The sequence below is a fragment of the Achromobacter agilis genome, from assembly GCF_900496965.1.
Classification (GTDB): domain Bacteria; phylum Pseudomonadota; class Gammaproteobacteria; order Burkholderiales; family Burkholderiaceae_B; genus Achromobacter; species Achromobacter agilis.
Genome location: NZ_UFQB01000001.1, coordinates 274,963 through 300,894 on the forward strand (window position 1 = coordinate 274,963; position 25,932 = coordinate 300,894).

Annotated in this window: 27 protein-coding genes; 7 read left to right on the plus strand and 20 right to left on the minus strand. The window is 66.3% G+C overall.

Features of this window, described 5'->3' with window-relative positions; genetic code table 11:
- Positions 1-25: 25 nt before the first annotated feature.
- A complete protein-coding gene (locus tag AGI3411_RS01345) occupies positions 26-838 on the plus strand; it encodes a LacI family DNA-binding transcriptional regulator (RefSeq protein ID WP_129525647.1) in 813 nt (270 codons plus the stop codon).
- Positions 839-857: 19 nt separating this feature from the next.
- Here AGI3411_RS01345 and AGI3411_RS01350 read toward each other — a convergent pair whose 3' ends face one another.
- The 10 genes from AGI3411_RS01350 to AGI3411_RS01395 all read right to left on the minus strand — a co-directional run bounded on the left by AGI3411_RS01350 (position 858) and on the right by AGI3411_RS01395 (position 9,423).
- Positions 858-1,595 (minus strand): tetratricopeptide repeat protein, encoded by a 738-nt coding sequence (locus tag AGI3411_RS01350; RefSeq protein WP_129525648.1) that lies wholly within the window; start codon positions 1,593-1,595, stop codon positions 858-860.
- Positions 1,592-2,230, minus strand: a complete 639-nt coding sequence (lipB, locus tag AGI3411_RS01355) for a lipoyl(octanoyl) transferase LipB (protein WP_129525649.1) — start codon at positions 2,228-2,230, stop codon at positions 1,592-1,594. Before lipB ends, AGI3411_RS01350 begins: the two co-directional genes overlap by 4 nt.
- 12 nt (positions 2,231-2,242) lie before the next feature.
- A complete protein-coding gene (locus AGI3411_RS01360; protein ID WP_043544559.1) occupies positions 2,243-2,515 on the minus strand; it encodes a YbeD family protein in 273 nt (90 codons plus the stop codon).
- A gap of 163 nt (positions 2,516-2,678) precedes the next feature.
- The gene (locus AGI3411_RS01365; protein ID WP_129525650.1) at positions 2,679-3,545 is read right to left on the minus strand and encodes a D-amino acid aminotransferase; all 867 of its coding nucleotides are present in this window, start codon (positions 3,543-3,545) and stop codon (positions 2,679-2,681) included.
- A 143-nt stretch (positions 3,546-3,688) separates the two neighbouring features.
- On the minus strand, positions 3,689-4,951 hold the full coding sequence (locus tag AGI3411_RS01370; protein WP_129525651.1) for a D-alanyl-D-alanine carboxypeptidase family protein: 1,263 nt from the start codon (positions 4,949-4,951) through the stop codon (positions 3,689-3,691).
- Between the two features lie 273 nt (positions 4,952-5,224).
- The gene (locus tag AGI3411_RS01375; RefSeq protein WP_129525652.1) at positions 5,225-5,878 is read right to left on the minus strand and encodes an alpha/beta hydrolase; all 654 of its coding nucleotides are present in this window, start codon (positions 5,876-5,878) and stop codon (positions 5,225-5,227) included.
- 33 nt (positions 5,879-5,911) lie between these two features.
- Complete coding sequence (locus AGI3411_RS01380; protein WP_129525653.1) at positions 5,912-6,514, minus strand: ABC-type transport auxiliary lipoprotein family protein; 603 nt, start codon at positions 6,512-6,514, stop codon at positions 5,912-5,914.
- Positions 6,515-6,519: 5 nt separating this feature from the next.
- Entirely contained in the window at positions 6,520-7,467 is a 948-nt protein-coding gene (locus AGI3411_RS01385; RefSeq protein ID WP_208747994.1) for an MlaD family protein, read from the minus strand.
- Positions 7,454-8,293: an ABC transporter ATP-binding protein gene (locus AGI3411_RS01390; RefSeq protein WP_129525654.1), complete on the minus strand. Its 840-nt coding sequence runs from the start codon at positions 8,291-8,293 to the stop codon at positions 7,454-7,456. The genes AGI3411_RS01385 and AGI3411_RS01390 overlap by 14 nt, the downstream gene beginning before the upstream one ends.
- Complete coding sequence (locus AGI3411_RS01395; RefSeq protein WP_129525655.1) at positions 8,293-9,423, minus strand: MlaE family ABC transporter permease; 1,131 nt, start codon at positions 9,421-9,423, stop codon at positions 8,293-8,295. The genes AGI3411_RS01390 and AGI3411_RS01395 overlap by 1 nt, the downstream gene beginning before the upstream one ends.
- 109 nt (positions 9,424-9,532) lie before the next feature.
- Here AGI3411_RS01395 and AGI3411_RS01400 point away from each other — a divergent pair, with 109 nt between their 5' ends.
- The 3 genes from AGI3411_RS01400 to AGI3411_RS30050 are packed head-to-tail and all read left to right on the plus strand — an operon-like array spanning position 9,533 to position 11,361.
- Positions 9,533-10,381, plus strand: a complete 849-nt coding sequence (locus AGI3411_RS01400) for a biotin--[acetyl-CoA-carboxylase] ligase (protein ID WP_129525656.1) — start codon at positions 9,533-9,535, stop codon at positions 10,379-10,381.
- Entirely contained in the window at positions 10,378-11,184 is an 807-nt protein-coding gene (locus AGI3411_RS01405; RefSeq protein ID WP_129525657.1) for a type III pantothenate kinase, read from the plus strand. Before AGI3411_RS01400 ends, AGI3411_RS01405 begins: the two co-directional genes overlap by 4 nt.
- A 12-nt stretch (positions 11,185-11,196) precedes the next feature.
- Entirely contained in the window at positions 11,197-11,361 is a 165-nt protein-coding gene (locus tag AGI3411_RS30050; RefSeq protein WP_165359029.1) for a hypothetical protein, read from the plus strand.
- On the opposite strand, the gene AGI3411_RS01410 is transcribed toward AGI3411_RS30050, so the two are convergent.
- The 10 genes from AGI3411_RS01410 to AGI3411_RS01455 form a co-directional block, all read right to left on the minus strand.
- Positions 11,358-12,659 (minus strand): 3-deoxy-D-manno-octulosonic acid transferase, encoded by a 1,302-nt coding sequence (locus AGI3411_RS01410; protein ID WP_129525658.1) that lies wholly within the window; start codon positions 12,657-12,659, stop codon positions 11,358-11,360. The genes AGI3411_RS30050 and AGI3411_RS01410 overlap by 4 nt on opposite strands.
- A 1-nt stretch (position 12,660) precedes the next feature.
- A complete protein-coding gene (waaC, locus tag AGI3411_RS01415) occupies positions 12,661-13,689 on the minus strand; it encodes a lipopolysaccharide heptosyltransferase I (RefSeq protein WP_129525659.1) in 1,029 nt (342 codons plus the stop codon).
- A 116-nt stretch (positions 13,690-13,805) separates the two neighbouring features.
- Positions 13,806-15,641, minus strand: a complete 1,836-nt coding sequence (locus AGI3411_RS01420) for a polysaccharide biosynthesis protein (protein ID WP_129525660.1) — start codon at positions 15,639-15,641, stop codon at positions 13,806-13,808.
- 15 nt (positions 15,642-15,656) lie between these two features.
- On the minus strand, positions 15,657-16,241 hold the full coding sequence (locus tag AGI3411_RS01425) for a NeuD/PglB/VioB family sugar acetyltransferase (RefSeq protein ID WP_129525661.1): 585 nt from the start codon (positions 16,239-16,241) through the stop codon (positions 15,657-15,659).
- A 63-nt stretch (positions 16,242-16,304) separates the two neighbouring features.
- On the minus strand, positions 16,305-16,982 hold the full coding sequence (locus AGI3411_RS01430) for an MraY family glycosyltransferase (protein WP_244240221.1): 678 nt from the start codon (positions 16,980-16,982) through the stop codon (positions 16,305-16,307).
- Positions 16,983-17,384: 402 nt separating this feature from the next.
- A complete protein-coding gene (locus AGI3411_RS01435) occupies positions 17,385-18,230 on the minus strand; it encodes an NAD-dependent epimerase/dehydratase family protein (protein ID WP_208747995.1) in 846 nt (281 codons plus the stop codon).
- Between the two features lie 82 nt (positions 18,231-18,312).
- Positions 18,313-19,440 carry a non-hydrolyzing UDP-N-acetylglucosamine 2-epimerase gene (gene wecB, locus AGI3411_RS01440; protein ID WP_129525663.1) on the minus strand — a complete coding sequence of 376 codons (1,128 nt, stop codon included), beginning with the start codon at positions 19,438-19,440 and terminating at the stop codon, positions 18,313-18,315.
- Positions 19,433-20,443 carry a polysaccharide biosynthesis protein gene (locus tag AGI3411_RS01445; protein WP_129525664.1) on the minus strand — a complete coding sequence of 337 codons (1,011 nt, stop codon included), beginning with the start codon at positions 20,441-20,443 and terminating at the stop codon, positions 19,433-19,435. Before AGI3411_RS01445 ends, wecB begins: the two co-directional genes overlap by 8 nt.
- 21 nt (positions 20,444-20,464) lie before the next feature.
- A complete protein-coding gene (locus AGI3411_RS01450; protein WP_129525665.1) occupies positions 20,465-21,325 on the minus strand; it encodes a dTDP-4-dehydrorhamnose reductase family protein in 861 nt (286 codons plus the stop codon).
- A 3-nt stretch (positions 21,326-21,328) separates the two neighbouring features.
- Positions 21,329-22,576 carry a glycosyltransferase family 4 protein gene (locus AGI3411_RS01455; RefSeq protein WP_129525666.1) on the minus strand — a complete coding sequence of 416 codons (1,248 nt, stop codon included), beginning with the start codon at positions 22,574-22,576 and terminating at the stop codon, positions 21,329-21,331.
- A gap of 444 nt (positions 22,577-23,020) precedes the next feature.
- Between AGI3411_RS01455 and AGI3411_RS01460 the strand changes: the two genes are divergently transcribed.
- Genes AGI3411_RS01460 through AGI3411_RS01470 form a run of 3 tightly spaced genes read left to right on the plus strand, consistent with a single transcriptional unit; the run spans position 23,021 to position 25,931 of the window.
- Positions 23,021-23,590, plus strand: a complete 570-nt coding sequence (locus AGI3411_RS01460; protein ID WP_129525667.1) for an SRPBCC family protein — start codon at positions 23,021-23,023, stop codon at positions 23,588-23,590.
- A gap of 33 nt (positions 23,591-23,623) precedes the next feature.
- A complete protein-coding gene (locus tag AGI3411_RS01465; RefSeq protein WP_425265303.1) occupies positions 23,624-25,042 on the plus strand; it encodes an MFS transporter in 1,419 nt (472 codons plus the stop codon).
- A gap of 19 nt (positions 25,043-25,061) precedes the next feature.
- Complete coding sequence (locus AGI3411_RS01470; protein ID WP_129525669.1) at positions 25,062-25,931, plus strand: DMT family transporter; 870 nt, start codon at positions 25,062-25,064, stop codon at positions 25,929-25,931.
- The last annotated feature ends 1 nt before the right edge of the window (position 25,932 follow it).

Here is a 25,932-nt window from a genome sequence, read left to right on the forward strand (position 1 = left end):
CCTGACGAATCCACGAATTTTCCCCATGGCTTCCCTGCCCCCGCCCCGCCCCATCGCCCTGATCGCCCCCCGGCTGGATGCCGGCCCCACCGGCCGCGCCGTGCAGGCCTGCGCCGAGCTGCTCGCGCCCGCCGGCTACTATCTGGCCGCCGCGCCCTGGCACGGCGCGCCGGGCCTGTCCCTGCTGGGCGAATTGCGCCCTGCGGCGGCGCTCGTCATCGGCCCGCTGGACGATCCCGGCCTGCGATCCGCCGTGGCCGCGCTGGAAATCCCGGTGATCGAAACCTGGAGCGCCTCCGCCCAGCCGCTGGACGGCGCCCTCGTGATCGACAACGCGGAAGCGGGCCGTATGGCGGCGCGGCATTTCGCCGCCAAGCGCCACACGCGCATCGCCTGCCTCAGCGCCGACAACCCCTGGGAGCGGGCACGGCGCGAAGGCTTCATCGCCAGCGCTGCCGCGCTCGGGCTCGAACAGGTGGCGGACATCGTCCAGCCCGAGGTGCAGCAGATGAACGATGGCCGCATGGCCTTCCTGCGCCTGCTGGCCACCAATACGATCTTCGACGCGGTGTTCTGCACTTCCGACCTGCTGGCGACTGCCGCCGTGTCGGAGGCGCATAACCGCGACCTGCACGTGCCCGAGGACCTGGCGGTGCTGGGTTTCACGGACGACGGCAGCGCCGCGCAGTGGGCGCAAGGGCTGACCACGCTGGGCGTGGACGCCGCCGCGCTGGGCCGGCGCGCCGGCCAGTTCCTGCTGGACCGCCTGCAAGGCGAACGCGGCGCCGGCGAGCGCGACACCATCGAGGCCGTCTTCGAGGAACGGCTGAGCACGTAGGACGGGGCCCTCCCGCGCTTCATCCCTCCTGCGGGATGTCCTCGTACAGCGCGGGAAAACCGCTGGCCTGAAGCATCGCGTTGGCTTCGCGCAGGAAGGCGGGCGTGGCCGTCTCGGGTACGCGCACCAGCCACTGAACGGCGTCTTCCTTGCGGCCGCGCAACAGCAGCAGGCGGCCCAGGTGGAACATGCCGCGGAAGTCCCCGCCGTCGGCGCAGCGCTGGTAGCAGTCGAAGGCGCGCTCCATGTCTTGCGCGACCACGTCGCCCGCTTCGTAATAGCGGCCGACTACGCCGATGGATTTCACGTGCCCGGCCTGCGCCGCCTGCTGGTACAGGGCCAGCGCCGCCGCGGCGTTCTGCGCCACGCCGCCCCGGCCGCTGCGCAGCATGTGGGCATAGTTGTACATGCCCCAGTCCAGCCCCCGGTCCGCGGCCAGCCGGAACCAATAGGCCGCGACCGTATCGTCCGGCGCCACGCCCCAGCCGTTTTCGTAGCAGCGGCCCACCATGTTGATGGCCATGGCGTGGTCGGCGTTGGCGGCGCGCTTGAACCACGCCAGCCCTTCCGCCTGGTCGCGTTCGACCCCGGCGCCATCGAGCAGCATCTGCCCATGGATGGCCTGGGCCTCGACCAGCCCCAGTTCGGCGGCCGCCCGGATCCAGGCGGCGTAGTCCTCGAGCGGCCCCCCTTCGCGCAGGCGGGCCAGCTGTTCGGGCGTGGTAGCGGCGATGTCGGCCGCGCTGTAGGTCTTCATGCCTTGTCCCTTGCGCGGCCCCAGGCCTGCGCCAGATTGCGCGCCAGCGCGTCGCCCGCCTCGGTGGGCGCGCACCGCGCGCCGCAGCTGGCCATGTCGACGGTGCGCAGACCCTGGTAGCCGCAAGGATTGATGCCAAGGAAAGGCGCCAGGTCCATCGACACGTTCAGCGACACGCCGTGGTAGGCCCTGCCGTTGCGGATCTTGATGCCCAGCGCAGCGATCTTGGCCAGTTCGCCCCCTTCGGGGTCCGGCACGTATACACCCGGCGCGCCGGGCTTGCGGCAGGCATGCGCCACGCCCAGCTGGGCCAGCGTGTCGATAACCGCGCCCTCCAGCAGGGTCACGTACTCTTTCACGTACATGTCCGCGCGGCGCAGGTCGAACAGCGCGTACGCCATGACCTGGCCGGGGCCATGGTAGGTCACCTGCCCGCCCCGGTCGCAACGGACGACGGGAATATTGCCGGGGTTGAGCACATGCTGCGGCAGGCCGGCCTGGCCCAGCGTGTAGACCGGCGCGTGTTCGCAGAGCCAGATCTCATCGGGCGTGTCCGCGCCGCGCAGGTTGGTGTATGCCTGCATGTCCTGCCAGACCGACAGGTAATCGGCCGGCCGTGCGAGCCACTTGATCACGACAAACCCGCGCTAGAGAACGATGGACACCATCGGGTGGCCGTGCAAGGCCCGGTAGAGCGCGTCCAGCTGTTCGCGCGACGTCGCGCGCACGGTGAAGGTCAGGCCCATGTAGTTGCCGCCCTTGCTGGGCCGCATTTCTACCGTGGCGGCATCGAACCCGGGATCGAACTGCAGGACGACTTCGGTCAGTGTCTGCGCGAATTCGGGATGCTGCTTGCCCATGACCTTGATGGGAAAGTCGCTGGGATATTCGATGAGGGAGTCTTCGGGCGGGATATGCATGATGTGCCTAAAAGTAATGCCCCCTACGGTGCGCTCACGATATGCGCTTCCTGCCATCCCCAAGGGGGTCTTCTGCCTTGGCGCGAACCGCCCCACCGCATGGGGAATGCACTGATATGGGGGCAGGCGGCGCGCTGGCAAGTGGCGGCCGCCCGTGCCAAGCCTACAGTGCGGCGATGCGGGCATCATAACCCGCTCGCAATTGCTCAAAAACGGGGCCAGGCTTGCCCGAACCCACCGGCTTGCCGTCCAGCGAAACGATGGCCAGCACTTCCTTGGTGGCCGAGGACAGCATCAGTTCGTCCGCCTGCTCCACCTCTTGCTGCGAGATGCGGCGCGACTCGAACGGGATGCCCGCCTCCGCGGCCAACTCGCCCATCAGGCCGTAGCGGATGCCTTCCAGGATCAGGTTGTTCTTGGGCGGCGCCAGCAACTTGCCGTCGGAAACCACCCAGATATTGGTGGACGAGCCTTCGGTCAGGTAGCCGTCGCGGAACTGGACGACCTCATCCACCTGCGCGTCGACCGCCTGTTGCTTGGCCAGCACGTTGCCCAGCAAGGATACCGACTTGATCTCGCAGTGCAGCCAGCGCTCGTCGGGGATGCTGATGGCGGCCAGGCCCTTGGCGCGCTGCCCGGCCGTCGGCGGCGACCAGGCCGAGACCATGCCGAAGACGGTCGGCGCAACCGGAACGGACGGGAACTGGTGATCCCGCTTGGCCACGCCGCGCGTCACTTGCAGGTAGACGATGCCGGTTTCCATGTCGGTGCGCGCCAGCAATTGCTGGATCAGGTCGATCCAGCCCGCGCGGTCGAAGGGCTGGGCAATCCGCAAGGCAGCCAGGCTGCGGTCGAGGCGGTTGAGGTGCTCGGCCATGCGGAACGCGTTACCTTGGTATACGGGAACGACTTCGTAGATACCGTCCCCGAAAATAAAGCCACGGTCGAGGACAGAGATCTTGGCCTCGTCCAAACGCAGGAACTCACCGTTGAGATACACCTGGCTTTCGCCCGGCACGCCCGGAATCATGACGCACTCCTGAGAATGAAAGGATAGGGACGCACCGGCAGGTCCGCCCCGGGAATGAAATACGGGCGTTTCATGATGAAACGCCCGTATTGGGCCTATTCCCTTCAGGGGAACAGGCCTTCTAGCTTACACCTGTGGCGCGCTTATTCGAACCAGCGTTTGACGGTATCGACCATGCGGCCGAAGAAGCCGGCGCGCTCGACGGCATCCTGCACCACCAGCGGTTCGGTGCGCAGTACCTTGCCGTCCAGCGTGAACTGCAGCGTGCCGACCTGCTGGCCCTTGGCCAGCGGAGCGATCAGCGGATCCGTGCGCTGCGCCACCGGCTTGAGATCGCCAGCCTTGCCGCGCGGCACCGCGATCGACACGGGGTTGGGCGGGCCCAGCTTGACGTTTTCGGCCGTGCCTTCCCAGACGCGCGCATCGATGCCGGGCTGGCTCTTGTCGAACAGCTTCACGGTATCGAAGTTCTGGAAGCTCCAGTTCAGCAGCTTCAGGCTTTCCTCGGCGCGCGTGGCCTCGCTGTCCGTGCCGACCACGACCACGAGGATGCGGCGGTCGCCGCGCACGGCCGTCGACACCAGGCAGTAGCCCGCCGAATCCGTATGGCCGGTCTTCATGCCGTCCACCGAGGGATCGGCCCACAGCAGGCGGTTGCGGTTGGGCTGGGTAATCTTGTTGTAGGTGAAGCTCTTCTGCTTGTAGTAGTGGAAGAAGTCCGGATGATCGGTGATCAGGCGCGACGACAGGACGGCCAGGTCGCGCGTGGAGGTCATGTGCTGCGGATCGGGCAGGCCGGTGGCGTTCATGAAGTGCGTGTTGCGCATGCCCAGGCGTTCGGCCTCCTGGTTCATGAGCGAGGCGAACGCGCTTTCGCTGCCGCCGACCGCTTCGGCCAGGGCCACGGACGCGTCGTTGCCGGACTGCACGATCATGCCCTGGTTCAGCTCATCCACCGTGACCGGCTTGCGCGGCTCGATGAACATGCGCGAACCGCCCGTGCGCCAGGCGTGTTCGGAGACCGGAACGGTCTGCTCCAGCGTCAGGCGCTTTTCCTCGAGCGCGTTGAACACGACGTACGCCGTCATGATCTTGGTCAGCGAGGCCGGCTCCACCTTCATGTCCGGATTGGAGGCCGCCAGGGTCTGGCCGCTGTTCACGTCCATCACGATCCAGGCCTTGGCCGCGATCGTGGGCGCCGGCACGGCCGACACATCCCCCACCGGAACCACGCCCGAAGCCGACGGCGCAGCGGCGGCCGGGGCGGCCGGCGCGGCGGCTGGGGCCTGCTGTTGCTGCGCCCAGGCCGGCATCGAGGCCGCGAGCATTGCCGACAGCACCGCGCCGGTAAGCAGGCGGCGGGTAAAGACGACGGGGGAGTGAGCGGAGTAAGGCAAATTCTTCATCGGCAACGTGGGTCCAGGAATGACGCCCGCCGGCGCGGGTCAAGTGGCTGACAATTATAGGCAGTCGATAGGACCCCTTCTGCCCGGACAGGGTTCCCGCCGCCGCGAAAACATGCAACGTGATGCAACCTGATGCGCGGCAGGGCCTGTGGAAAGGGTGTCGGACACCCAACGGCCCCATCGCCGGCGCCGACAACGGAAAAGTGTCTGACACCCCTACGAAACGCCCTATGCCCGACGCCAACGCGCCTCGGGTGTCTGACATCCACAGCCTCAATCCAGCGCAACCTTCAGCTGTGCCTGCACCAACTGGCGCAGCACGAGCAGCTTGCCGTGGAAAAAGTGCGACGCGCCGGGCACCACGACCACCGGGATGGAGCGCGGGCGCGCCCAATCCATGGCCTCGGACAGCGGCACGACTTCGTCCTCTTCGCCATGCACCATCAGCGTGTCGCCAGGCACCTGCACCTCGTGCGACTGGAAGCGGTTCACCGCGGGGCCCATCAGCATCAGGGCGGACGGCAGCACGGCATCGCCCTGCTCGGCCAGCGCGGCATAGGTCTGCGCGGCGACTGCGGTACCGAAGGAAAAACCGGCCAGCACCCACGGCGCCTGGGCCAGTTCGGGATGCAGTTCACGCATCTGCGCCACGACGGCCAGCATGTCCTGGGTTTCGCCCACCGATTTATCGAACGCGCCTTCAGACAGGCCGACGCCGCGGAAATTCGGACGCACCGCCACCAGGCCTTGCTGCACGCAGGCCCGCGACAGGGTCGTGACCACCTTGTTCTCGCGCGCGCCGCCCTGCAGCGGATGCGGATGCAACACCAGCGCCCAGCCTCGCGGCGTGCCGGCGGGCCAATCAACGGCGCAATCGATGCGGCCGGCGGCGCCGTTGAAAGCGTGGGTTTCAGTGCGTGCGGACATGGCGGAACTCAGGAAGCGGAAAAAAAGACGATGTTAACCGCCCGTCCTGGGCGAGGGTTTCAAGGTGGCGGCCAGCCACTCGGCCAACTGGTCCGCGGCGGCGTCGCTGGCCTGGCGCAAGGCGGCAACGCCTCCCGCGGCGTCCTGCGTCGGCGCGGGGGCCTGTACGGCGATGCGCTTCTGGCCCAGCACGCTGCGGCCTTCTACCAGCACCGCCTGCATCAGGATCCGCCCTTCGCTGGACTGGCCGTCGGCGGCGAACACCTGCTCGAACTGCGACAGGAATACCTGCAGCTGCGGCGTCTGGAGGCTCACGCGCTCATTCAGCACCGGCCCCTGACGCGACAGGCGGTCGGCGATGCGCTGACGCACGAGCTCCGTCGGTGCAGAGGCCCAGCGGTAGGTCGCGTAAGCCTTGGGCGCGGCGCTATCGCCCACCCGCCAGATCACGCTGGTGTCGGACAGGCTGGGCACGGCCTGAAAGACCATGGCGATAGGCTCGCGCGCCGGCAGCACCGGCACGGGAGCGGCGTCCAGGCCCAGGTCGAACACCATGGGCGGGGCGGGCACGCGGCCGATGCCGCAGCCCGCCAGGGCCAGGGTCAGGAGGAGAACGGCGCTACGCATCTTCGTCATTGGGGCTATCTCCCGAATCCGGCAAAGCCGGCCTCGCCGGGTCCGGGCTCGCGCGGAGCCGGGCCGAACAGGAAGGATTGCGGCGTGTTGTCCACACGGCGCAGAGTAACGGCCGCGCCTCGCGCGGCCTCGCTGACGTTGGAGGCCATGCCGGTGATCGCCGGCAAGGTCTCGCCGTCCAGCCGCGAAGCGGCCAGGGCGATATCGTTGAGGCTGCTGGTCGCGGCGGACAAGGCGCCGCCAGGGGCCGTCAGCCGCGCCAGCGACTGCCGGGCCTGCAGCGCCAGGTCGCCCACTTCGCGCGCGGCACGGTCCGCCTGGCGCGACGTATTGCCCAGCGAATCCATCAGCGGCCCCAGCTTGGCCATCGTCGGCGCAAGATTTCGGCTGGCCTCTTTCAGGGATTGCGTGAGGTCGGTGGCGTTTTGCAGGCTGGCGGTCAGTGCCTGCACGTTCTGCTCGCTCAGGACGCGGCGCAGTTGCTCGGTGACCTCTTCCACGTTCGAGATGAGCTTGCCGCCGCGCTGCTCGATACGGTCGAGAAAGCCGGGGCGCAGCGGAATGGCGGCCGGATGCGCCGCCGACGACGCCAGGCGCGTCATCGAGGTGCCGTCGTCGCGCAGTTCCACGTTGGACATGCCGGTCACGCCCTGCACGCCCAGTTCGGCCCAGGTCGATTCGGTGATCGGCGTGTTCGGCGCAACGCCGATGCGGATGCGCACCTGCCCCGGCTTGTTCGGGTTCAGCGCCAGCGACTGCACCTTGCCGACAGGCACGCCCTGATAGCGTACGGTCGACTGCGGGTTCAGGCCGCTGACGGCGGTGGCGGAGATGATTTCGTATGGCAGCAGCTGGGTCCGGTCCCGGCCGATCCAGACGGCCGCCAAGGCAGCGGCGGCCAGCAAGACCAGCGTGAAGATACCGGCCATGAGCGCATGACTACGGTTTTCCATGATGCACTCCCTTCGGCGCCAGATCCCCCAGGGCGCGCAGGCCGCGCTCGCCCAGGAAGAACGTGTGAATGAACGGGTGATCGACCTTCAGTACTTCCGGCACCGTGTCGCACACGATCACCCGCTTGTCGGCAAGCACGGCGACACGCGTGGCCAGGGCCAGGAGCGTATCCAGATCGTGCGTCACCATGACCACGGTAAAGCCCAACTGCCGGTGCAGGCTGCGCACCAGGTCCACGAACTCGTCGGACCGCAGGGGATCCAGGCCCGCCGTGGGTTCGTCCAGGAACAGCAGCTCCGGATCCAGGGACAGCGCGCGCGCCAGCGCCACGCGCTTGACCATGCCGCCGGACAGGTCCGACGGCCGCTTGTCCGCGTCGCGCTCGGACAGGCCCACCATGGCCAGCCGGCACATGACGACGTCGCGCACCAGGTCTTCCGGCACCGTGCGCAATTCCCGCAACGGCAACGCCACATTGTCGAACACCGACAACGCGGAGAACAGCGCCCCCGCCTGGAACAGCATGCCCCAGCGGTAGGACAGGCGCCGGCGCTCGGCCGGACTCAGTTCGAACAGCGAATGGCCCAGCACCTTCACCGTGCCCGCCGCCGGCTGGTCCAGCCCGATGATCTGCCGCAGCAGCACCGTCTTGCCCGTGCCCGACCCGCCCACCAGCACCAGGATCTCGCCCGGGAAGACCGTCAGGTCGAGGTTGTCGTGCACGACATGGTCGCCGAACGCGGTCCGCAGGCCGCGCACGGTGATGACGGGTTCGACGGTAACGCCGTCTTCCGCGAACAGGCGGTGCTGGGTGGCGCTGTTCATCAGATGCCCACCGAACTGAAGATCACGGCGTACAGCGCGTCCAGCAGGATCACGCCGGTAATGGACGTGACGACCGACGTGGTGGTGCCGCGCCCCAGGCTCTCCGTATTGGGCTGGATGCACAGGCCGAAATGGCAGGCGATCAGCGCGATCAGTATGCCGAACGTCACGCCCTTCAGAATGCCGATCCAGTAGTTGGTGAGCGAGATGGCGTCGGGCAGCGATTGCAGGAACCATTGCGCCGACACGCCCAGCTGGACCTGCGCGGCCAGCATGCCGCCCAAGATCGCCATGGCGTCCGTCCACAGCACCAGCAGCGGCATGGTCACGGCCAGCGCGACCACGCGCGGCAGGATCAGGCGCTGCCCGTGCGAAATGCCCATGACCAGCATCGCGTCGAGTTCCTGCGTCACGCGCATGACGCCGATCTGCGCCGTGATCGCCGAGCCCGAGCGGCCCGCGACCAGAATGGCGGCCAGCACCGGCCCCAGTTCGCGCACGATCGACACGCCCAGCAGGCGCACGATGAAGCGGTCGGCGCCGATCATCTGCAACTGTTGCGCCGACAGGTAGGACAGGACCACGCCGATCAGAAAACCGACCAGCGCGGTAATACCCAGCGCCTGCGCGCCGGTGCGGTACACCTGCGCCGAGATCTCGCGCCACGGCCCCAGCCGCGGACGCAGCAGCATGCCGCCCAGATCCAGGACCAGTTGCCCCAGCATCGTAAGCAGCGCCCGGCCATTGTCGACCGCCTTGAAGATCGCTCCGCCCACCGCGCGCAACCAGGCCCAGGGGTCGCCTTTGGCCGCCGCGGCGGGCGTTCCGCCCTTGTTCATGGCCAGCGCATTGAAGACATCCTGCTGCCCTGGCGACCAGCGCACGCGCTCGGGCAGCTTTTCGCCCCAGGCCTGCCAGATCAGCAAGGCGCCGATCGTATCCAGCCGGCCGATCGCGTGCAGGTCCCAGCGCGCGCCATCGTGGGCGGCACGGGACAGGGCCTGGCGGCGGCGCTCCACCTCACCGGATTCGGCCAGCGCCAGCACGCTCCAGTCGCCGGCCACATGGCAAACGCCCCCTTCATGGCGAAAAGGCGCGGCGGCAGGTGCGGACGAAGCGGAATGCGGCATGCAGAGAGGTTACCAATGCAAAATGTATCGTCAATGATATACGCAGATATGGGGCCGCGCAGGCAGCGTGCCAGCGCGGCCCCGGGCTGCGTGCCCTACAATCGCCGCCATGCCCGATCAAGTCCGCCCAATCGACCTGCCCGCGCCGGAAGCCCTCGCCCGGGAGCTGGCCACGCGCCTGCCCGCCTTCCAAGACATCGCCTGGACAGGCAGCACCGGATCGACCAACGCCGATCTGCTCGCGCGGGCACGCGCGGGCGCGGTGGGCAAACCCTGGCTGCTGGGCACGCATCTGCAGGAGACGGGGCGGGGGCGCGCCGGCCGCCCCTGGCAGAATCGCTCGGGCTCCACCCTGATGTTCTCCTGTGCCTTCGACGTGCGCCTGCCCGCCGCCCAATTGCCCGCGCTGTCGCCGCTGGCCGGCGTCGCCGCCTGCGAGGCCCTGCGCACCGTCGCGGGCCCGAACGCGGCGGGGCTGTGCATGAAATGGCCCAACGACGTGCAATGGCACGACGCCAAGCTCGCGGGCGTGCTGGTGGAAACCACCCGCAACCCCGGCGGCGGCGAAGCCGGCTACACCGTCGTCATCGGAATGGGCGTTAACCTGATCGACGCGGACCGGCTGTCGCTGGCGCTGGACCGCGAGGTCGCCGATTGGAGCCAGGTGCAGGCGCGTGCTTCCCGCGCCGCCACTGCTGCCGATCTGGTCTGCGCCAGCGCCACCGCCTGGCACGAAGCGGTCCAGACCCTGGAGCGCGAAGGCTTTGGCGCGTTCAAGCGGCGTTTCGACCAGGTGGACGCCCTGGCCGGCCGCAAGGTAAACGTTCTGGACAAGGGCGCTATTCTTCTTAGCGGCACCGCTTGCGGCGTGGACGATCACGGCCGCCTGCTGGTGCAAACGCCCGAGGGCGCCAAGCCGATCCTGGTCGGTGAAATCTCGATTCGACGCCAAGCATGATTATTCTCATCGACTCCGGCAACAGCCGTCTCAAGGTAGGCTGGCTCGACGCCGCCAGCCCCGACGCGCCGCGCGAACCGGCGGTGGCCGCCTTCGAGGGCGTGGACCTGGACGCCCTGGACCGCTGGCTGGCCACGCTGCCGCGCCGCCCCGCGCGCGCGCTGGGCGTGAACGTCGCCGGCGAGGCCCGTGGCGCGGCCATCGCCGCCATCCTGAAGAAGCACGGCTGCGCCATAACGTGGTCGCCATCCCAGGCCTCCACGCTGGGGCTGGTCAACAACTACCGCGAACCCACCCAACTGGGCGCCGACCGCTGGGCGTCCCTGCTGGGCGTGCTGTCGCGCCTGCCCGCCACGCACCCGCCCTTCGTGCTCGCCAGCTTCGGCACGGCCACCACGATCGACACCGTGGGCCCCGACAATGTCTTTGCCGGCGGCCTGATCCTGCCCGGCCCGGCCATGATGCGCAACGCCCTGGCGCACGGCACCGCCAACCTGCCGGTCGCCAACGGGCAGGTCGTGGCCTATCCCACGGACACGCACGCGGCCATCGCGTCGGGCATCGCCGCGGCGCAGGCCGGCGCGGTGGTCCGTCAATGGCTGGCGGGACGCCAGCGCTATGGCGAAACGCCGCAGATCTACGCGGCCGGCGGCGGCTGGCCCGAAGTGCACCAGGAAATCGAACGCCTGCTGGCCGACGCGGGGGGCGCGTTCGGCGCCGCGCCCGTGCCGATCTATCTGGATCACCCCGTCCTGGACGGGCTGGCCGCGGTTGCGCGCGCCACCCTGGACGCCAACGCCTGAGCGAGGCCCGGCATGCGCGTGCTCTTCATCCTCATTCTGCTGGCGAACCTGGGCGTTTATGCGCTGGGGCAGGGCTGGCTGGGCATGCGGCCCGAGGACGAAGGACGCGACACCCGCCGCTTCACCCAGGAATTGAATCCCGGCGCGGTCACGCTGACCCCCCGGCCCGCTCCCTAGGGCTGCGGGCCGGCGTCCAGCCAGGGCGCCAGGGTATCCAGCGTTCGCCGGGTCGCGCCCGCATGCGCGCCGAACCAGGCCCGCGCCGCCTCGCCGCCGCGCCGGCGCCGCGCATCGTCCCCCGCCAGCGCCATCGCCGCGTCCACCGCCTGCCCTGCGTCGGCTGCGCGTTGCACCGCGCCCGCCTGGATGGCGTCTTCCGCCGCCTGCTTGAAATTGAAGGTATGGGGTCCGACGATGACCGGCACCCCCGCCGCGCAGGCCTCGATCAGGTTCTGCCCGCCCAGCGGCGCGAAGCTGCCCGCGACGATCGCGACATCCGAGGCGGCGTAATAGAACGCCATTTCGCCCAGCGTATCGCCCAGCAGCACTGTCGTGTCCGGGCCGGGATCGGCCCCTTCGGAGCGCCGCGCGAACGGCAGGCCGGCGTCGCCCAGCAGGCGCGCAGCCTCGTCAAAGCGTTGAGGGTGGCGCGGAATCAGCAGGAACAGCGGTAAATCATGCGTCCCTGAAATTTGAGCGTGACGTTTGATCGCCTCGATGAAGCCGCTGTCCTCGCCCTCGCGCGTGCTGGCCACGGCGATCACGCGCCGGCCCAGCCGTTCGCGCCATGCCTGCCCTGCCCGCACCTGCGCGTCCGGCAGGGCCAGGTCGAACTTCAGGTTGCCCGTCACGACGGGCGGCCGCGCCCCCGCCTGCGCCAACCTTGCGGCGTCCTCGGCGGTCTGCGTCAGCACCGCGTCCAGCCCGGCCAGCGCTTCGCGCATCACGCTGCCCATCCTGCCCGCCTGGCGCAGGGAAGACGCCGAAAACCGGGCGCTGACGAGCGCCATGGGCACGCCCGCTTCCCGGGCGGCGGCCAGCAAATTCGGCCAGATCTCGCGCTCGATCAACAGCCCGCAACGGGGCCGACGGCCGGCCATGAAACGGCGGGTCGCGCCGGGAAAGTCATACGGCAGCCAGGCCTGGTGCAACTGCCCCCGCGCGATGGCATCCTGGAACAGCCGCGCGCCCTCGGCCCGGCCGGTCGCGGTTACGTGCGTCAGCAGCACCGGCAGGCCGCGGTCCAGCAGCGCCTGCAGCAAGGGCTGGGCCGCCCGGGTCTCGCCCAGGCTGACCGCATGCACCCAGACGGGAGCCGGCTGGGGCGCCGGGGAAAGCGCGGCTGGCAGGTGGCCGAACCGTTCCCGGGAAAAAATCTCCCACTGGCCGCCCGCCCGCTTGGCGCGGCGGCCCATCCACAGCCAGACCAGCGGCGACAACGCCCGGAGCGCCAGGGTGTAGACGCCGCGGTTCATATCACTGGGCGGCCAGCGCCTGCTCCACCGACGCCATCACGGCCTCGCGCGACGGCGAAGCGCCGCGGTCACCGAGGCTGGCGGTGTAGTTCGAGCCGACCAGCGGGGTGCGCACGGGCGTCGATGCCCGGTAGATACCGATAGTGGGACGGCCCAGGGCCGCCGACAGGTGCGTCAGGCCGCTGTCCAGGCCCACCATCATGCGCGAACCGGCCAGCAGGCGCGCCACCGACGTCAGGTCCATGCGAGGCATCACCTCGGCGCCGTCCATGCCGGCCACGAGCAGCTTGGCGCGCTGCGCTTCCTGTTCGTTGCCGCACAGCAGGCGCAGCGTGCAGCCCGCGTCGCGCAGGCGGCGGAACACCGCGCGCCAATCGTCTTCGGGCCAGAGTTTGTCGTCGCGGCTGGCCGAGGGCATGATGACCGCGTAGCCGTGGTCCGTGTCCACGTGATGCAGGCGCGGCGGATCGGCCTGCACGTTCTCCGCCCCGGCATCGCTCTCGCGCGACTGCGCGGCCTGCCTGGAAAACCCCTGCAGGCCGAAATCGGGCTGGCCGGCGTATTGGTAGCCGAACGTCAGCGCCGCCAGCTTGCGCTGGCGGATGACCGCGGGCTGCCAGAACTCGACCCGGTGGCGCACGTTGTAAAACAGCGATGCCAGCGGCTCGCGCGCGGAACGCCAATCCAGCCCGTGCCGCACCCCCCGCGTCTGGCGGACCAGCCACGCGGATTTCAACAGGGCCTGCATGTCCAGCACCACGTCGTACTGCTTGGCGCGCAAGCGCTCCTTCAGCGCGTGCCGTTCGGCCCGGACCTGGCTCGACCACCACGCTTTGCGCCAGCGCCGGTGCGCCACCTTGATCACTTCATTGACCGCGGGATGCCAGCTGGGAATTTCAGCGAATGCTTCTTCCGCCACCCAGTCGATCTCGGCGTCCGACACATATCGGGCGATATCGGAGATAGCGGGCAACATGTGCACCAGGTCGCCCAGGGACGATGTACGAACGATGAGAATTCGAGTTGGCATCAAATCGAAAGGGGTATATTGAAGAAGGGAATGTACAACACAACCCCAGCGGCTATCGATACGCCGCTGCGCCCGGCCTCAGGCGCGGGAAATCGCGGGCTGAAAACAGTTCCAGATCACAGCCGGGACGGAACGTACTCCGGCATCCACTGTTTCAATTGCGCCCGCACCTCGTCGTCGGAAACTGGCCCCTTTTTCGTCATCCACGCGACGCTCTCCTCGTAGAACCCTTCCGGAACGGAGCGGGAGCGCGCGATTCTCAGCTTCTCATGGGGCGTCTGGCGCGTTTCCTCGGAGTCGGCCAGCAGTTCCTCATACAGTTTTTCGCCGGGCCGCAGACCCGAATATTCGATGCGGATCTCGTCCTCGGTATACCCGGACAAGCGAATCATGTTGCGCGCCAGATCGGCGATCCGTACCGGCTCGCCCATGTCCAGGACGAAGACCTCGCCCCCCTGGCCCATCGACGCCGCCTGCAGCACCAGCTGTGCGGCCTCGGGAATCGACATGAAATAGCGCGTGATGTCCGGGTGGGTCACGGTGATCGGGCCGCCCTTGGCGATTTGTGCCTGGAACTTCGGAATGACGCTGCCCGTGCTGCCCAGCACGTTTCCGAACCGCACCATCTGGAAGCACGTATTCCCGCCGCGGCAATGCAGCACCTCGCAGATCATTTCCGCCATGCGCTTGGTCGCGCCCATCACGTTCGTGGGGTTGACGGCCTTGTCGGTCGAAATCAGCACGAAGCGCTTGGAGCCGAAACGCCTTGCGCAGTCCGCGACGTTCAGCGTGCCCAGCACATTGTTGCGCACGGCCTGCCAGGCATTCCCGACTTCCATCAGGGGAACGTGCTTGTACGCGGCCGCGTGGAACACGACTTCCGGCTTCCAGGCTTCGAAGATTTCTTCCATCCGCACGGCATCCTTCACATCCCCCGCCAGGGGCACGATGCGGATATTGGGCTGATGCTCGGAAAACCACTGCTCGATGGTATAGAGCGCAAATTCGCTCGCGTCGACCAGGATCAGGCTGCTGGGCGTGAAACGCGCCAATTGCCGGCACAATTCGCTGCCGATGGAGCCGCCGGCGCCGGTCACGAGGATGGGCTTGCCGGCGATCATCGCCTGGATGTTCTCGTTGTTGATCCGGACGGTTTCGCGGCCGAGCAGGTCTTCGATGTTCACAGGGCGCATCATGTTGATCGCGACGCGGCCGCTCATCAGTTCGCTCAGGCCCGGCACGGTGAACAGCGCGGCGCCCGCGCCCGTGGCGATATCCATGATTCGCTGCACGTCGGACGCCTTGGCCGACGGAATGGCCAGGATGACTCGGGACGCCTCGAATTCCTCCAGGACCTCCACCAGCCTGTCCGTTCCCCCAGCCACCCGGCAGCCCGACAGTTCCAGGCCCCATTTGGCGGGATTGTCGTCGACCAGCGCGACCACATGCCATTCCGTGCTCCTGCTCAGCTCGCGCACCAGCATTGCGCCGGCCGTGCCGGCGCCCACGACCACCACCGGCGCCCCGCGGCCGCTGACGCGGCCATATAGGCGGTACTCCTTCCACATGCGCCATGCGGCGCGGCCGCCCCCCATCAACAACAGCAGCAACAGGGGATAGAGCAGGAGGATCGAGCGCGGCAGCGCGGCTTCATTGCGCACCAGAAACGCAAAGACCAGCAGAGCGACCGCGGAGGCGATGACGACCTTCAGCACCCGCTTGAGGTCCGAGATGCTGGCGAAAATCCACATTCCGCGGTACAGGCCCGCGGTGCGACAGGCCACCGCCTGCACCGGCAGCAGGACCAGCAGCGCCATCCAGATCGTGCGCTCCCAACCTGCGGGCCATTCAAAATTGAACCGGAGCAGGAACGCGCCGAGCCAGGCAACAATGATCGCGCTCAGATCGAACAGAAAAACCAGTACGGTGCGGAATCGAGTTGGAATGATCATGGATCGAGATCTGAATTAGTCCGCGGCCAGGCTCGTCCCTGGCTCAACAATCGTGTCCGAAGGCACGCGCACGCGATATCCGGCGCACGTGCCCGCCTGCAGCCATACGCGGTCTTCGATGACGACGCCGCCGGCAAGCTGCACGCCCACGCCCAGATGGGAGAAATCGCCGACCACCGCATCGTGGTCGACCGTGGCGTTGGCATTGACGATGACCCCGCGCCCCAGGCGCGCGGCAGTGCCGACCACGGCGCCCGCCATGATCGCGCAGCCTTCGCCGACCGCCGCGTACGGACTCACGTAGGCCCGAGGATGGATGACGGTGGCCAAGGGAATGCCGAACCGTTGCAGGTCGAGGATCAGGCGCTCGCGCGCCGCTTGGTTGCCGATTGCCACGATAAAGGCGTCGCCGGGGCGCGCCAGCGTCCCCAGCTGGCTGGGGTGCCCGGCAAATTTCCAGGCGCCGGACGCCGTCTGCCCGGGGTGGTTGTCATCGACGAAGACGATTTCGGACCACGACCCGTCCAGCTCTGCCGCTTCCGCGACGGCGCGTCCATGGCCACCGGCCCCCACAATGATTAGCTTGCGTTTAGTTTCCATAACATCCAGAAGCGTCTTGGGCTCACTCCGACGACTTGCCTGATCGTTTCCCCTGGAGCGCCATCAGGCGCTCGCGGGTTCCCGTTGGCCCGCATTCAGCCGCAGCGCCGCGATGACCAACGGCGCATACGCCACGGCCGTACCCAGCGCACCGTCCATCATGCCCACTGCGACCAGAAACGCCATGGGGAAAAGCCACAATACGTTTATCGCCAGCACGACCAGGGTCACGCTCCGGTGGCTGCCCCATTTCCGCGATGCGTACTGGTAGGCGTGCGTGCGATGCGCTTCGTAGACTTTCTCGCCGCGCATCAGCCGGCGCAGCAGGGTCACCGTCGCATCCACGATGAACACGCCCAGGAGAATAGCCCAGGCCCAGAACAGCGCGGGCGCCTGCCATCCGGCCGTCAGCGACAAGAGGCCCAGCACTAGGCCGAGGAATCCGCTGCCCCCATCGCCCATGAAAATCTTCGCGGGGGGAAAGTTCCAAAGCAGGAAGCCGAAAACGGCCACCGCCAGCAATATCGTCGGCAGGCCGGCGTCGCCCGCTCCCGTACAAGCATAGAGAATGCCGCCGCCCAGCGTCACGCAGATCGCCTCGACGCTGGCCAGCCCGTCGATGCCGTCCATGAAGTTGTACAGGTTCAGCAGCCACACCAGATAGAACGCGGCGGCGATGTTCAGCACCCACCCTTGCGGCAGCGGCAGGCCGCCAATCGACAGCGCGGGCGCCCCGCCCATCCAATAGAGCCCCCCAGGCGGCGCCGATGAAATGCGCCAGCAGCCGCCAGCGGGCCTGGATGTGGCCGTGATCGTCGAGAAACCCGATCAGGGCGATCCACGCGCCGGCGACGGCCAGTCCGTACACCAGAGACCAGGTGATGACGCCGGCCGCTCCCATGATCAACATGCCCACGACGAAGGCGACCACGAAGGAGATCCCGCCACCGCGCGGCGTGGGCGTCTTGTGGGAGCTCCGCTCATTGGGCACGTCGATCACATTGCGGGCCAGCGCATAACGGCGCAAGGCGCCGGTCAGGAGCCAGGCAAGCGCGAAGACCAGGCCAAGCAGCCACCACGGAGCAGTCATTGGGTCCATCAGAAGAACATTAATCCGGAACAGGGTAGAACAGCGCAGGCGCTTCAGGCGCCGACATCGACATCGCGGAGGATGAAGCGCTGCGGGTCATAGCCGAAATCTCGGCGGGCGGCGTCATGATCGAACACCATGTCGCGATTCATGCGCTGGACCATGTCCGCATTCCATTTACGGTAGCGGGGCACCAGGCGCAGAAAGAACAAGGCAAGATTGAAAAACCAGATCGGCACGCCCAGGAATTTCGGCTTGCGCCCCATCGCCTTGAAAATCCGCGCCACCATTTCCCGGTAGCTCAGGACTTCGGCGCCCGAGATGTTGTAGCTGTTGCCTCCGGTGTTGGCCGAAAATACTGCCAGAACCGCCGCCTTCGCGACATCATCCACATAGACGGGTTGGCGTAAGCCCTCGGCGCGGCCGAACAGGGGAAAGAAGCCGAGCTTCCTGATCAATTTGACGATTTCGGCCAGGTTGCGGTCCGTGCCGCGCCCATAGATCAAGGTCGGCCGCAGGACCGTCCATTCGACGCCGTTGGCCTGGGCCCACTCGGCCAATTGGCGCTCGCCCTCGGTCAGCCGGCGCACGATCACCTCCTCCTGCGGATTCGAGGAAGTCGTTTTCGTGAACCGGCTCGTCGACGACAGGCACACGATCCTGCGCACGCCATGCCTCAGCATCATGTCGAAATGCGCCGGCAGGTTCCAGATGCCGCAGAGCGCAATCCAGTCGCGTATCGGCTCGTCGGCCGCCACCCCGGCGCCGCCCGGCAAGCGAGCCCAGCGCACGTGCGCGCCGTCTTGCTGCGGTTGACGCGAAAATGCCACCACGGAATGCCCGGCGTCCGCCAGCTGAGCCAGCACCTGGCGCCCCACCGGCGACGTCGCGCCGAGCACTCCTGCCGATAATTTGTCGTTATTACTCATAGCATGCGTTTCCTGCCTGGGCCCAAGCCCGGCGCGTGTCGGCCTCTGCGCGTCAGGGAGTGGCAGACCACACGGTGCGGTTCACATACGGCACATAGCTCAGCACGATCCGGACGATCTTGACCGACACTGCGCCGCCCCGGTAATCATCCACCGTCTTCACTCCTGCGCCCGCTTCGTTCTGTCGCGTCACGACGCCGATGGCCTCGAGCACGCCGCGCGCCTTCAGCCCGCTCATGATCAGGGTGCCCTCGTCCATGCCCTCCGGACGCTCGTGCGCCGTGCGCACGGTGACGGCCGAGAGATTCAGCAACGAGGCTTCCTCGGTGATCGTGCCGCTGTCGGACAGAACGCATTTGGCGCCCATCTGGAGCTTCATGTAGTCCAGGAAACCGAACGGCTTCACAAAGCGGACGAGCGGGTGCTCGATGGAGCGGCCCAAGGCCTCCAGCCTGGCGCGGGTGCGGGGGTGCGTGGAGACGATGATCGGCATGGAATACGTTTCCGCCACGGCGAAAAGCGTATCCAGCAGATCGTGCAGGTTCTGGACCGAATCCACGTTCTCTTCGCGGTGGATACTCACCAGGAAGTATTCGCGCGGGGTCAGGCCTTCGCGTTCCAGCACGGTGGAGGCATCGATCTGCGGCCGGTAGTGCGTGATGACTTCCTCCATGTGGGAGCCGGTCTTGATGATGGTCTCGGGCCGCACGCCTTCGGCGATCAGGTAGCGGCGCGCATGCTCGGTCAGCACCAGGTTGATGTCGCTCAGATGGTCGAGCACCTTGCGGTTCAGCTCTTCCGGCACCCGCTGGTCGAAGCAGCGGTTGCCCGCCTCCATGTGAAACACCGGGATCTTCCTGCGCTTGGCGGAAATCACCGCCAGGCAGGTGTTCGTGTCGCCGTACAGCAGCAGCGCGTCCGGCTTCTCCTGCGCAAGGATCTCGTCCGATTTCGCGATCACCTCGGCAATCGTCTTGGCGGGCGTATCCGCCGCCACGCCCAGGAAATGATCGGGCTTGCGGATGCCGAGCTCGTCGAAGAAAACCTGATTCAGCTCGTAATCGTAATTCTGGCCGGAATGCACCAGGACGTGATCCACTTGCTTGTCCAGCTCCGCAATCACCCGGCTCATTTTGATGAGCTCGGGGCGAGTGCCGACCAGGGTCATGACTTTAGTCATTCAATTGCTCCTGCAGGTACGCGAGGCCGAGCAGGATCTTCTCGACGCCGGGTACATCGAGCCGAGTCGTATTGTGGGAGGTGTAATCGTCGAGCTCGGAAACCTCCTGCTCGCCCTCCACGAAATACTTCTTGTAGTTCAGGTCACGGTTATCCATGGGGATCCGGTAATACCGCCCCATGTCCACGGCCTTCGCCATTTCTTCACGGGAAATCAGGGATTCGTAGAGCTTTTCGCCATGGCGAGTGCCGATCACCTTGACCGGCGCGGCGCTCTTGAAAAGATTCTTCAACGCCGTGGCCAGGTCGCCGACGGTGGAGGCCGGTGCCTTCTGCACGAAGATATCGCCCTGCTCGGCATGCTCGAACGCGTGCAGCACCAGGTCGACGGAATCCTCGAGCGACATCAGGAAGCGCGTCATGCTCGGGTCGGTGATGGTGAGCGACTCGCCCGCCTTGATCTGCTGGACGAACAGGGGGATGACCGAACCGCGCGACGCCATCACGTTGCCGTAGCGGGTCGAGCACACCACCGGCCCGCCCTCCGGGATCGCGCGCGATTTCGCGACGACCAGCTTTTCGGCCATGGCCTTCGAAATGCCCATGGCATTGATCGGGTACACCGCCTTGTCCGTGCTCAGCACGATCACCCGTTTCACATTATTCGCGATGGCGGCATTGAGGACATTTTCCGTCCCAAGCACGTTGGTCTTTACGGCTTCCATCGGATAAAACTCGCAGGAAGGCACCTGCTTCAGCGCGGCCGCATGGAAAACATAATCGACGCCGATCATCGCCTGGGACACACTGCTGTAATCCCGGACGTCGCCAATATAGAACTTGACCTTGTCGTTGGCCAGTTCGATCCGCATGTCTTCCTGCTTCTTCTCATCGCGGCTGAAAACCCGGATTTCGCGGACGTCGGTATCCAGGAAGCGTTTCAGGACCGTATGGCCGAAAGAACCTGTACCGCCGGTAATCATCAGAACTTTATCTTCAAACATAATTCACCACAGTAGTCAGGGTTACACGCGGGTTTCGTGCATTTTGGCAATCAAACTATCCCAGGACGGCGGTTGATAGTTGAAGGCCGCGCGGAAACGGGAAGAATCGAGCGAGCGATCGATATGCAGCTTGTCGTCCGGTTCGATATTGATCTGCTTGCCATAGACTTTGGCCACGAGGGACAGCAGGGTGAACTTGTCTATGGGGTCCACGGAGACGTGGTACAGCCCGCTGGGCTCCCGCTTGGGCAGCACCAGATCCTTGATCACCCGGGCCAGCTCGACCGTGGGCAGCCCCGAGAAAATGGCCTTGGTGAATCCCTTGACCGTTCCGGTCTGCGACAGGAACCAGTCCACCAGCGCCAGGTTCGTGCCGAGCTCGTGGCCGATGATGGACGTGCGCAAGGTAATCGCATGGGGGAAATCGTGCAGCTCGCCCATGTACTTGGACTTTCCGTACAGGTCTTCCGCGTCCGACATGTCGGACTCGACGTACATGCCTTTCTTGCCGGAAAACACGCAATCGGTGCTGATATGCACCAGGCGCGCGCCAACCAGGCCGCACAGGTTCGCCAGGCGATGCGGAAGCATGGAATTGATCGGCAAGGTCACGAGCGGATCCTTCGCCGTGGATGCCTGCTTGATCACGCCCACGCAATTGATGACGGCGTCGGGACGGACACGCGCCAACAAGGCCACCAATGTGTCCTGGTCGGTCGCGTCCACGCCCGTGATCAGGCGCGCACGGGACTCAGGGGAGAACCGCTCGCGCAACGCGCCGCTGCGCAAGGTTCCCCATGTCTCGTAGCGGTCGTCGGAGGAAAACTCGCGGAATGTCGCGCTGCCCAGCATGCCGCTGGCGCCCAGAATCAGAACTTTCATTGATCAATGCCTCGCATCATAAGTTTCAGCCGCGGCCGCCAAAAGGCGCGACAGTTCCGCCGCCTGCTTCCGCATTTCGAAATGCTCCAGGAAGTAGCGGCGCCCGGCATCGGCCAGCTCCTGCCGCTGTGCAGGATCCATGTGGTACAGCTGTTCGATGCAACCGCAAAGGCCGGGCGCGTCTTCCGCGCCGCACACCACCCCTGCGCCCGCTTCGCGGACCACCTGCGCCCCTTCCCCGTCCAGCGCCGCAATGACCGGACGGCCGGCGGCGAAATAGGCCTGAATTTTACTCGGAACCGTATAGGCGAAGATCTCTTCCCGCTTGAGCGAGACCAGCAACGCCTGGGCCCTGCGAAAGAAATGCGGCATCTCGCTGGACGGGTATCTCCCCGCGAGAACGAGGTTGTCGAGCTTGTACTGCCGCTTCTGCTTCTCGACCCACGCCAGCATGCTGCCGCTGCCGACCAGGACCAGCTTGCAGTCGGGCAGGTGGATCAGCTTGCGGGCGGCCTCCACGATCGTCTCGACGGCCTGCGCGGTGCCGATGTTTCCGGCAAACAGCACGCAGAAGTTGGTTTCCATCATGCGCAGGATATCCGGCGGAACGCGCGATTCGGCGTCGGGCGCGGATTCCGGCTCCAGATAGGAATTCGGAAAATACTCAAGCTTGGCCGGATCGGCGAATCGCGATACCGGTGCGAAAAACCCCCTCGACTGCACCAGGATGCGATCGCACGCGGAATAAATCCAGCGGACCAGTGCGCCGACGACGCCGAGCACATGCCTGTTCTTGATGAATCCGGTCGCGCTCAGGCTTTCCGGCCACAGGTCCTGCACCCAGACCACCAGCGGCGTTTTCAGGCGCTTCTTCAGGAATATCGCGGGGATTACCGCCGTGATCGGCGACAGCGCTATCGCGAAGATAACGTCGAATTCTTCGCCCTTGGCGGCCTTGCGGGAATGCCGGATGCCATTGAAAACGAACGACATATAGTTCAAGACCATATTCTTGCCGCCGCCGCTGCCGCGCGCCCGCAAAGGCACTCGGCTTACCGTCACGTTGTCGCCGTAGGTTTCCCGCTGGAATCCGCCGGAGGAATATCCAGGGAATATTTTTCCATCGGGATAATTCGGCTTGCCCGTCAAAACATGAATATCGTGGCCTTGCCTTGCAAGCTCATGAATCAGGTCATTAACAACTACAAAAGATTCGGGCCAAAAATATTGCGTGACCACGAGGATTTTCATCAATAACTCTATCTTTTATGCACGAGGGAACGGCGACGCCTACCTCAACCGCCCGAACATGCCCGGAACCATCTTCCGGAACGGGACATCGGCTTATGGCCGCAACGTGCTGACTGTATTTTCTATTTTCGTCAGCACATGTGCGAACGCGTTGAAAAAAAAAGACAAGGTTTGATTTTGAAAAAATGAATAATCAAACCTTACGCGCGCCCTTCTTCAATCGACGCACATTATCCTCCAGTCCCCGCCTCCGCGCCAGAAGAATTCGTGAAAGTAAATGCGATTCAATATATTGGCGCCACTATGCAACAGGCGCCGGCGCTGTTCCAAATAGATAACTCCGGCCACTGGCCGTCACAGGGGGTCCGTCCCTTGCAACCGCGCCGGGCTTCCCCAAGCCGCCACTTAGGTCCACAATAGATAAAACGACGTAAGGAGACAGCCATGCGCATTGCCGATGCCCAGTGGATTCCTTCTACCCAGCACCAGACTTGGGATGCGTTGACAGATCCGACCGTGCTGCAGCACTGCATCCCCGGTTGTGTGGAGGTCGTCCGGCTCAGCCCGACCGAGTACGCCGTGAAGCTCCGGGCCAAGGTCGCCGGCATCGACACCGACTATGACGGCGAGATCCTGATGTCCGACGTGGATCCGCACAACAGCTGTACCCTGGCCTTCGAAGGCAAAGGCCTGGCCGCCTGCCTGGCCATCGGGACCGCGCAGATCAACCTCAGCGCGAAGGACGAAGGCACCCGGGTGGCCTATACCGTCGCCTGCATGGCGGGCGGCAAGCTGGCCGAATGCGGGGAAAGCGTGCTGCTGAAGACGGGCGACAAGATCATCCAGAAGTTTTTCGCCGCCTTCATCGACCACATGGCGGGCCAGCCACGGCTGGCGCCGCCGCCCGCGCCGCCCGAACCCGAACCGCGCGGGCTGTCCAATTCGCGCTGGTCCTGGATCATGGTGATCCTGGTCATCGCGGTGTTCTGGGGCTATCACACCTTCTACAAGTGAAAACCCTGACGCGCCGGTGATATGCTCTGCGGCATGACGATGCCGCCGGACCCCCCCCCTCCCCCTACTCCCCCCGCCCACTCGCGACGCGACCTCCTGATGGGTATGGCGGGGGTGTCCGCCACCGTCGTCCTGGCCGCCCTGGATTCCACCATCATCAGCACCACCCTGCCGCGGGTGGCCGAGGCCCTCGACGGCATGGCGCTGTATGCCTGGGTCGGCACGGGCTACCTTCTGGCCACGGCAGCCTCCATCCTGGTCTTCGGGCGGCTGGGGGACATGTTCGGGCGCAAGCCGCTGATGCTGCTGTCGGTGCTGATCATCGCGCTGGGCTCCATCGCCTGCGGCCTGTCGCAAACCATGACCCAGCTGATCGTCTTCCGGTCGCTGCAGGGCATCGGCGGCGGCATGATGATCGCCACGGCGTTCGCCGCGCCCGCCGACCTGTTCCCCGACGCGAAGCAGCGGGTGCGCTGGATGGCGCTGGTTTCGGCCGCCTTCGCCATGGCCAGCGGCATCGGCCCGGTTTTGGGCGGGGCCGCCACGCAGGCGCTGGGGTGGCGCGCGGCGTTCTTTATTGCGCCGATCGCCGCCGCGGGCGCCTTCTTCCTGCTGGCCCGCTACTTCCCTCGCATACGACCCGTGCACAACGGCAGCCGCAAAATCGACTGGCTGGGCGCGATTCTGCTCGTCGTCGCCGTGGGCGCGCCGCTGGCCGCGCTGGAACTGGCATTTGCCAGCGGCGACCACGCCCACCCGTTGCTGGGCGCGGCGCTGGCCTTGACGGGCGTGGCGGCCATCGCCGCCTTGATACCCATAGAACGCCGCGTGCGCTCCCCCATCTTTCCGCTGCGCGTGCTGGCCGCGCCCGAATCGCGCCTGCTGAACGTGGCGGCGATGATGGTGGGCGCGGTGATGTTCGTGCAGATCTTCTACAGCCCCCTGCTGCTGCAGCAGGCCTTGAACTACACACCCAGCGAGGCCGGCTTGCTGCTGACGCCGCTGGTCGCGGCGATATCCGTCGGCAGCATTATCAACGGCCGCCTCTTCCCCAAACAGTCCGAGCCGCAGCGCCTGATGGTCTTCGGCGGCGGCCTGCTGGCGGCCGGGTCGCTGATGGTGCTGCTGATCTCCCCCGGCACCTCCGCCTGGTGGATCCTGTCGGCGTTCTTTGTCAACGGCTGTGCGCTGGGCTTCCTGCTGCCCAACCTGACCCTTTTCATGCAGATGCTCAGCGAGCGGCGCGACGTGGGCGTGGCTTCGGCGCTGGTCCAGACCACGCGCGCCATCGGCAGCGCGCTGGGCACGGCGGTGGTCGGCATCATCATTTCGCACAGCACGGTACTAAACGGAGTGCGCGCCGGGCTGATCCTGTGTATTGTCCTGTCGCTGGCCGGCGCCCTGCTGGCGCACCGGGTCAAGATGAAGAACCTGGTCACAAACCGGAAATAAGGCACACCCGGGACTCAACATGCGTCAACGCAACCTGCTGGATCTGCTGCTCCTGGCCGCCGTCTGGGGCGGCTCTTTTCTCTTCATGCGCGTCGCCGTCGCGGACTTCGGCCCGGTGGCGCTGATCGAGCTGCGCGTGGGCCTGGCCGCGCTGTTCCTGCTGCCCGCCGCCTTGTGGCGCGGCAAGCTGCCGCTGATCGCGAAACACTGGAAGGCGCTGCTGATGGTAGGCACGCTGAACGCCGCCGTGCCGTTCCTGCTGTATGCCTACGCCGCGCAATCGCTGGGCGCCGGGTTCCTGTCGGTCGCCAATGCCATCACCCCGGTATGGGGCGCCGTCATCGGCTGGCTATGGCTCAAGGACAGGCTGGCCTGGACACGCTCGCTCGGCCTGATGATCGGCGTGGTCGGAATCGTCGTACTCGTATGGGACAAGCTGAACTTCAGCGACGGCGGCACGGGGCCCGCCGTCCTGGCCGCCATATCGGCGCCGGTGTTCTACGGTATCGCCGCCAACTGGACCAAGCGCTTCCTGACCGGCGTGGATGCGCTGGCCAATGCAACCGGCAGCATGATCGGCGCCTCGCTCGTGCTGCTGCCGCTGGCGATCGCCTTCTGGCCCGAAACGCCGGCTTCCGCGCAAGCCTGGATTTCCACCATCCTGCTGGCCGTAGTCTGCACGGGCGCGGCCTACATCATCTTCTTCCGCCTGATCGCGAATGTCGGCCCCACCGGAGCCGTCAGCGTGACGTTCCTGGTGCCGATTTTCGGCGTGGTGTGGGGCGCGTGGTTCCTGGACGAAAGCATCACGCCGTCGATCGCGGCGGGCGCCGCGATCATCCTGGTCGGCACGGCGCTGGCGCTGGGCCTGCTCAAGCGGCGCGCCTGAA

Excerpts from the sequence above, each read along its gene's own strand:
- AGI3411_RS01410 (WP_129525658.1), bottom strand. The coding sequence starts at position 12,659 with ATGAACCGCGGCGTCTACACCCTGGCGCTCCGGGCGTTGTCGCCGCTG.
- AGI3411_RS30050 (WP_165359029.1), top strand. The coding sequence starts at position 11,197 with ATGCGCGTGCTCTTCATCCTCATTCTGCTGGCGAACCTGGGCGTTTAT.
- AGI3411_RS01470 (WP_129525669.1), top strand. The coding sequence starts at position 25,062 with ATGCGTCAACGCAACCTGCTGGATCTGCTGCTCCTGGCCGCCGTCTGG.
- AGI3411_RS01370 (WP_129525651.1), bottom strand. The coding sequence starts at position 4,951 with ATGAAGAATTTGCCTTACTCCGCTCACTCCCCCGTCGTCTTTACCCGC.
- AGI3411_RS01345 (WP_129525647.1), top strand. The coding sequence starts at position 26 with ATGGCTTCCCTGCCCCCGCCCCGCCCCATCGCCCTGATCGCCCCCCGG.
- AGI3411_RS01430 (WP_244240221.1), bottom strand. The coding sequence starts at position 16,982 with ATGGGCGGGGCGCCCGCGCTGTCGATTGGCGGCCTGCCGCTGCCGCAA.
- AGI3411_RS01455 (WP_129525666.1), bottom strand. The coding sequence starts at position 22,576 with ATGAAAATCCTCGTGGTCACGCAATATTTTTGGCCCGAATCTTTTGTA.
- AGI3411_RS01365 (WP_129525650.1), bottom strand. The coding sequence starts at position 3,545 with ATGATTCCGGGCGTGCCGGGCGAAAGCCAGGTGTATCTCAACGGTGAG.
- AGI3411_RS01375 (WP_129525652.1), bottom strand. The coding sequence starts at position 5,878 with ATGTCCGCACGCACTGAAACCCACGCTTTCAACGGCGCCGCCGGCCGC.
- AGI3411_RS01405 (WP_129525657.1), top strand. The coding sequence starts at position 10,378 with ATGATTATTCTCATCGACTCCGGCAACAGCCGTCTCAAGGTAGGCTGG.
- AGI3411_RS01425 (WP_129525661.1), bottom strand. The coding sequence starts at position 16,241 with ATGGAAACTAAACGCAAGCTAATCATTGTGGGGGCCGGTGGCCATGGA.
- AGI3411_RS01460 (WP_129525667.1), top strand. The coding sequence starts at position 23,021 with ATGCGCATTGCCGATGCCCAGTGGATTCCTTCTACCCAGCACCAGACT.
- AGI3411_RS01395 (WP_129525655.1), bottom strand. The coding sequence starts at position 9,423 with ATGCCGCATTCCGCTTCGTCCGCACCTGCCGCCGCGCCTTTTCGCCAT.
- AGI3411_RS01420 (WP_129525660.1), bottom strand. The coding sequence starts at position 15,641 with ATGATCATTCCAACTCGATTCCGCACCGTACTGGTTTTTCTGTTCGAT.
- AGI3411_RS01360 (WP_043544559.1), bottom strand. The coding sequence starts at position 2,515 with ATGCATATCCCGCCCGAAGACTCCCTCATCGAATATCCCAGCGACTTT.
- wecB (WP_129525663.1), bottom strand. The coding sequence starts at position 19,440 with ATGACTAAAGTCATGACCCTGGTCGGCACTCGCCCCGAGCTCATCAAA.
- AGI3411_RS01450 (WP_129525665.1), bottom strand. The coding sequence starts at position 21,325 with ATGAAAGTTCTGATTCTGGGCGCCAGCGGCATGCTGGGCAGCGCGACA.
- AGI3411_RS01385 (WP_208747994.1), bottom strand. The coding sequence starts at position 7,467 with ATGGAAAACCGTAGTCATGCGCTCATGGCCGGTATCTTCACGCTGGTC.
- AGI3411_RS01390 (WP_129525654.1), bottom strand. The coding sequence starts at position 8,293 with ATGAACAGCGCCACCCAGCACCGCCTGTTCGCGGAAGACGGCGTTACC.
- AGI3411_RS01380 (WP_129525653.1), bottom strand. The coding sequence starts at position 6,514 with ATGACGAAGATGCGTAGCGCCGTTCTCCTCCTGACCCTGGCCCTGGCG.
- waaC (WP_129525659.1), bottom strand. The coding sequence starts at position 13,689 with ATGCCAACTCGAATTCTCATCGTTCGTACATCGTCCCTGGGCGACCTG.
- AGI3411_RS01465 (WP_425265303.1), top strand. The coding sequence starts at position 23,624 with ATGACGATGCCGCCGGACCCCCCCCCTCCCCCTACTCCCCCCGCCCAC.
- AGI3411_RS01400 (WP_129525656.1), top strand. The coding sequence starts at position 9,533 with ATGCCCGATCAAGTCCGCCCAATCGACCTGCCCGCGCCGGAAGCCCTC.
- AGI3411_RS01445 (WP_129525664.1), bottom strand. The coding sequence starts at position 20,443 with ATGTTTGAAGATAAAGTTCTGATGATTACCGGCGGTACAGGTTCTTTC.
- AGI3411_RS01350 (WP_129525648.1), bottom strand. The coding sequence starts at position 1,595 with ATGAAGACCTACAGCGCGGCCGACATCGCCGCTACCACGCCCGAACAG.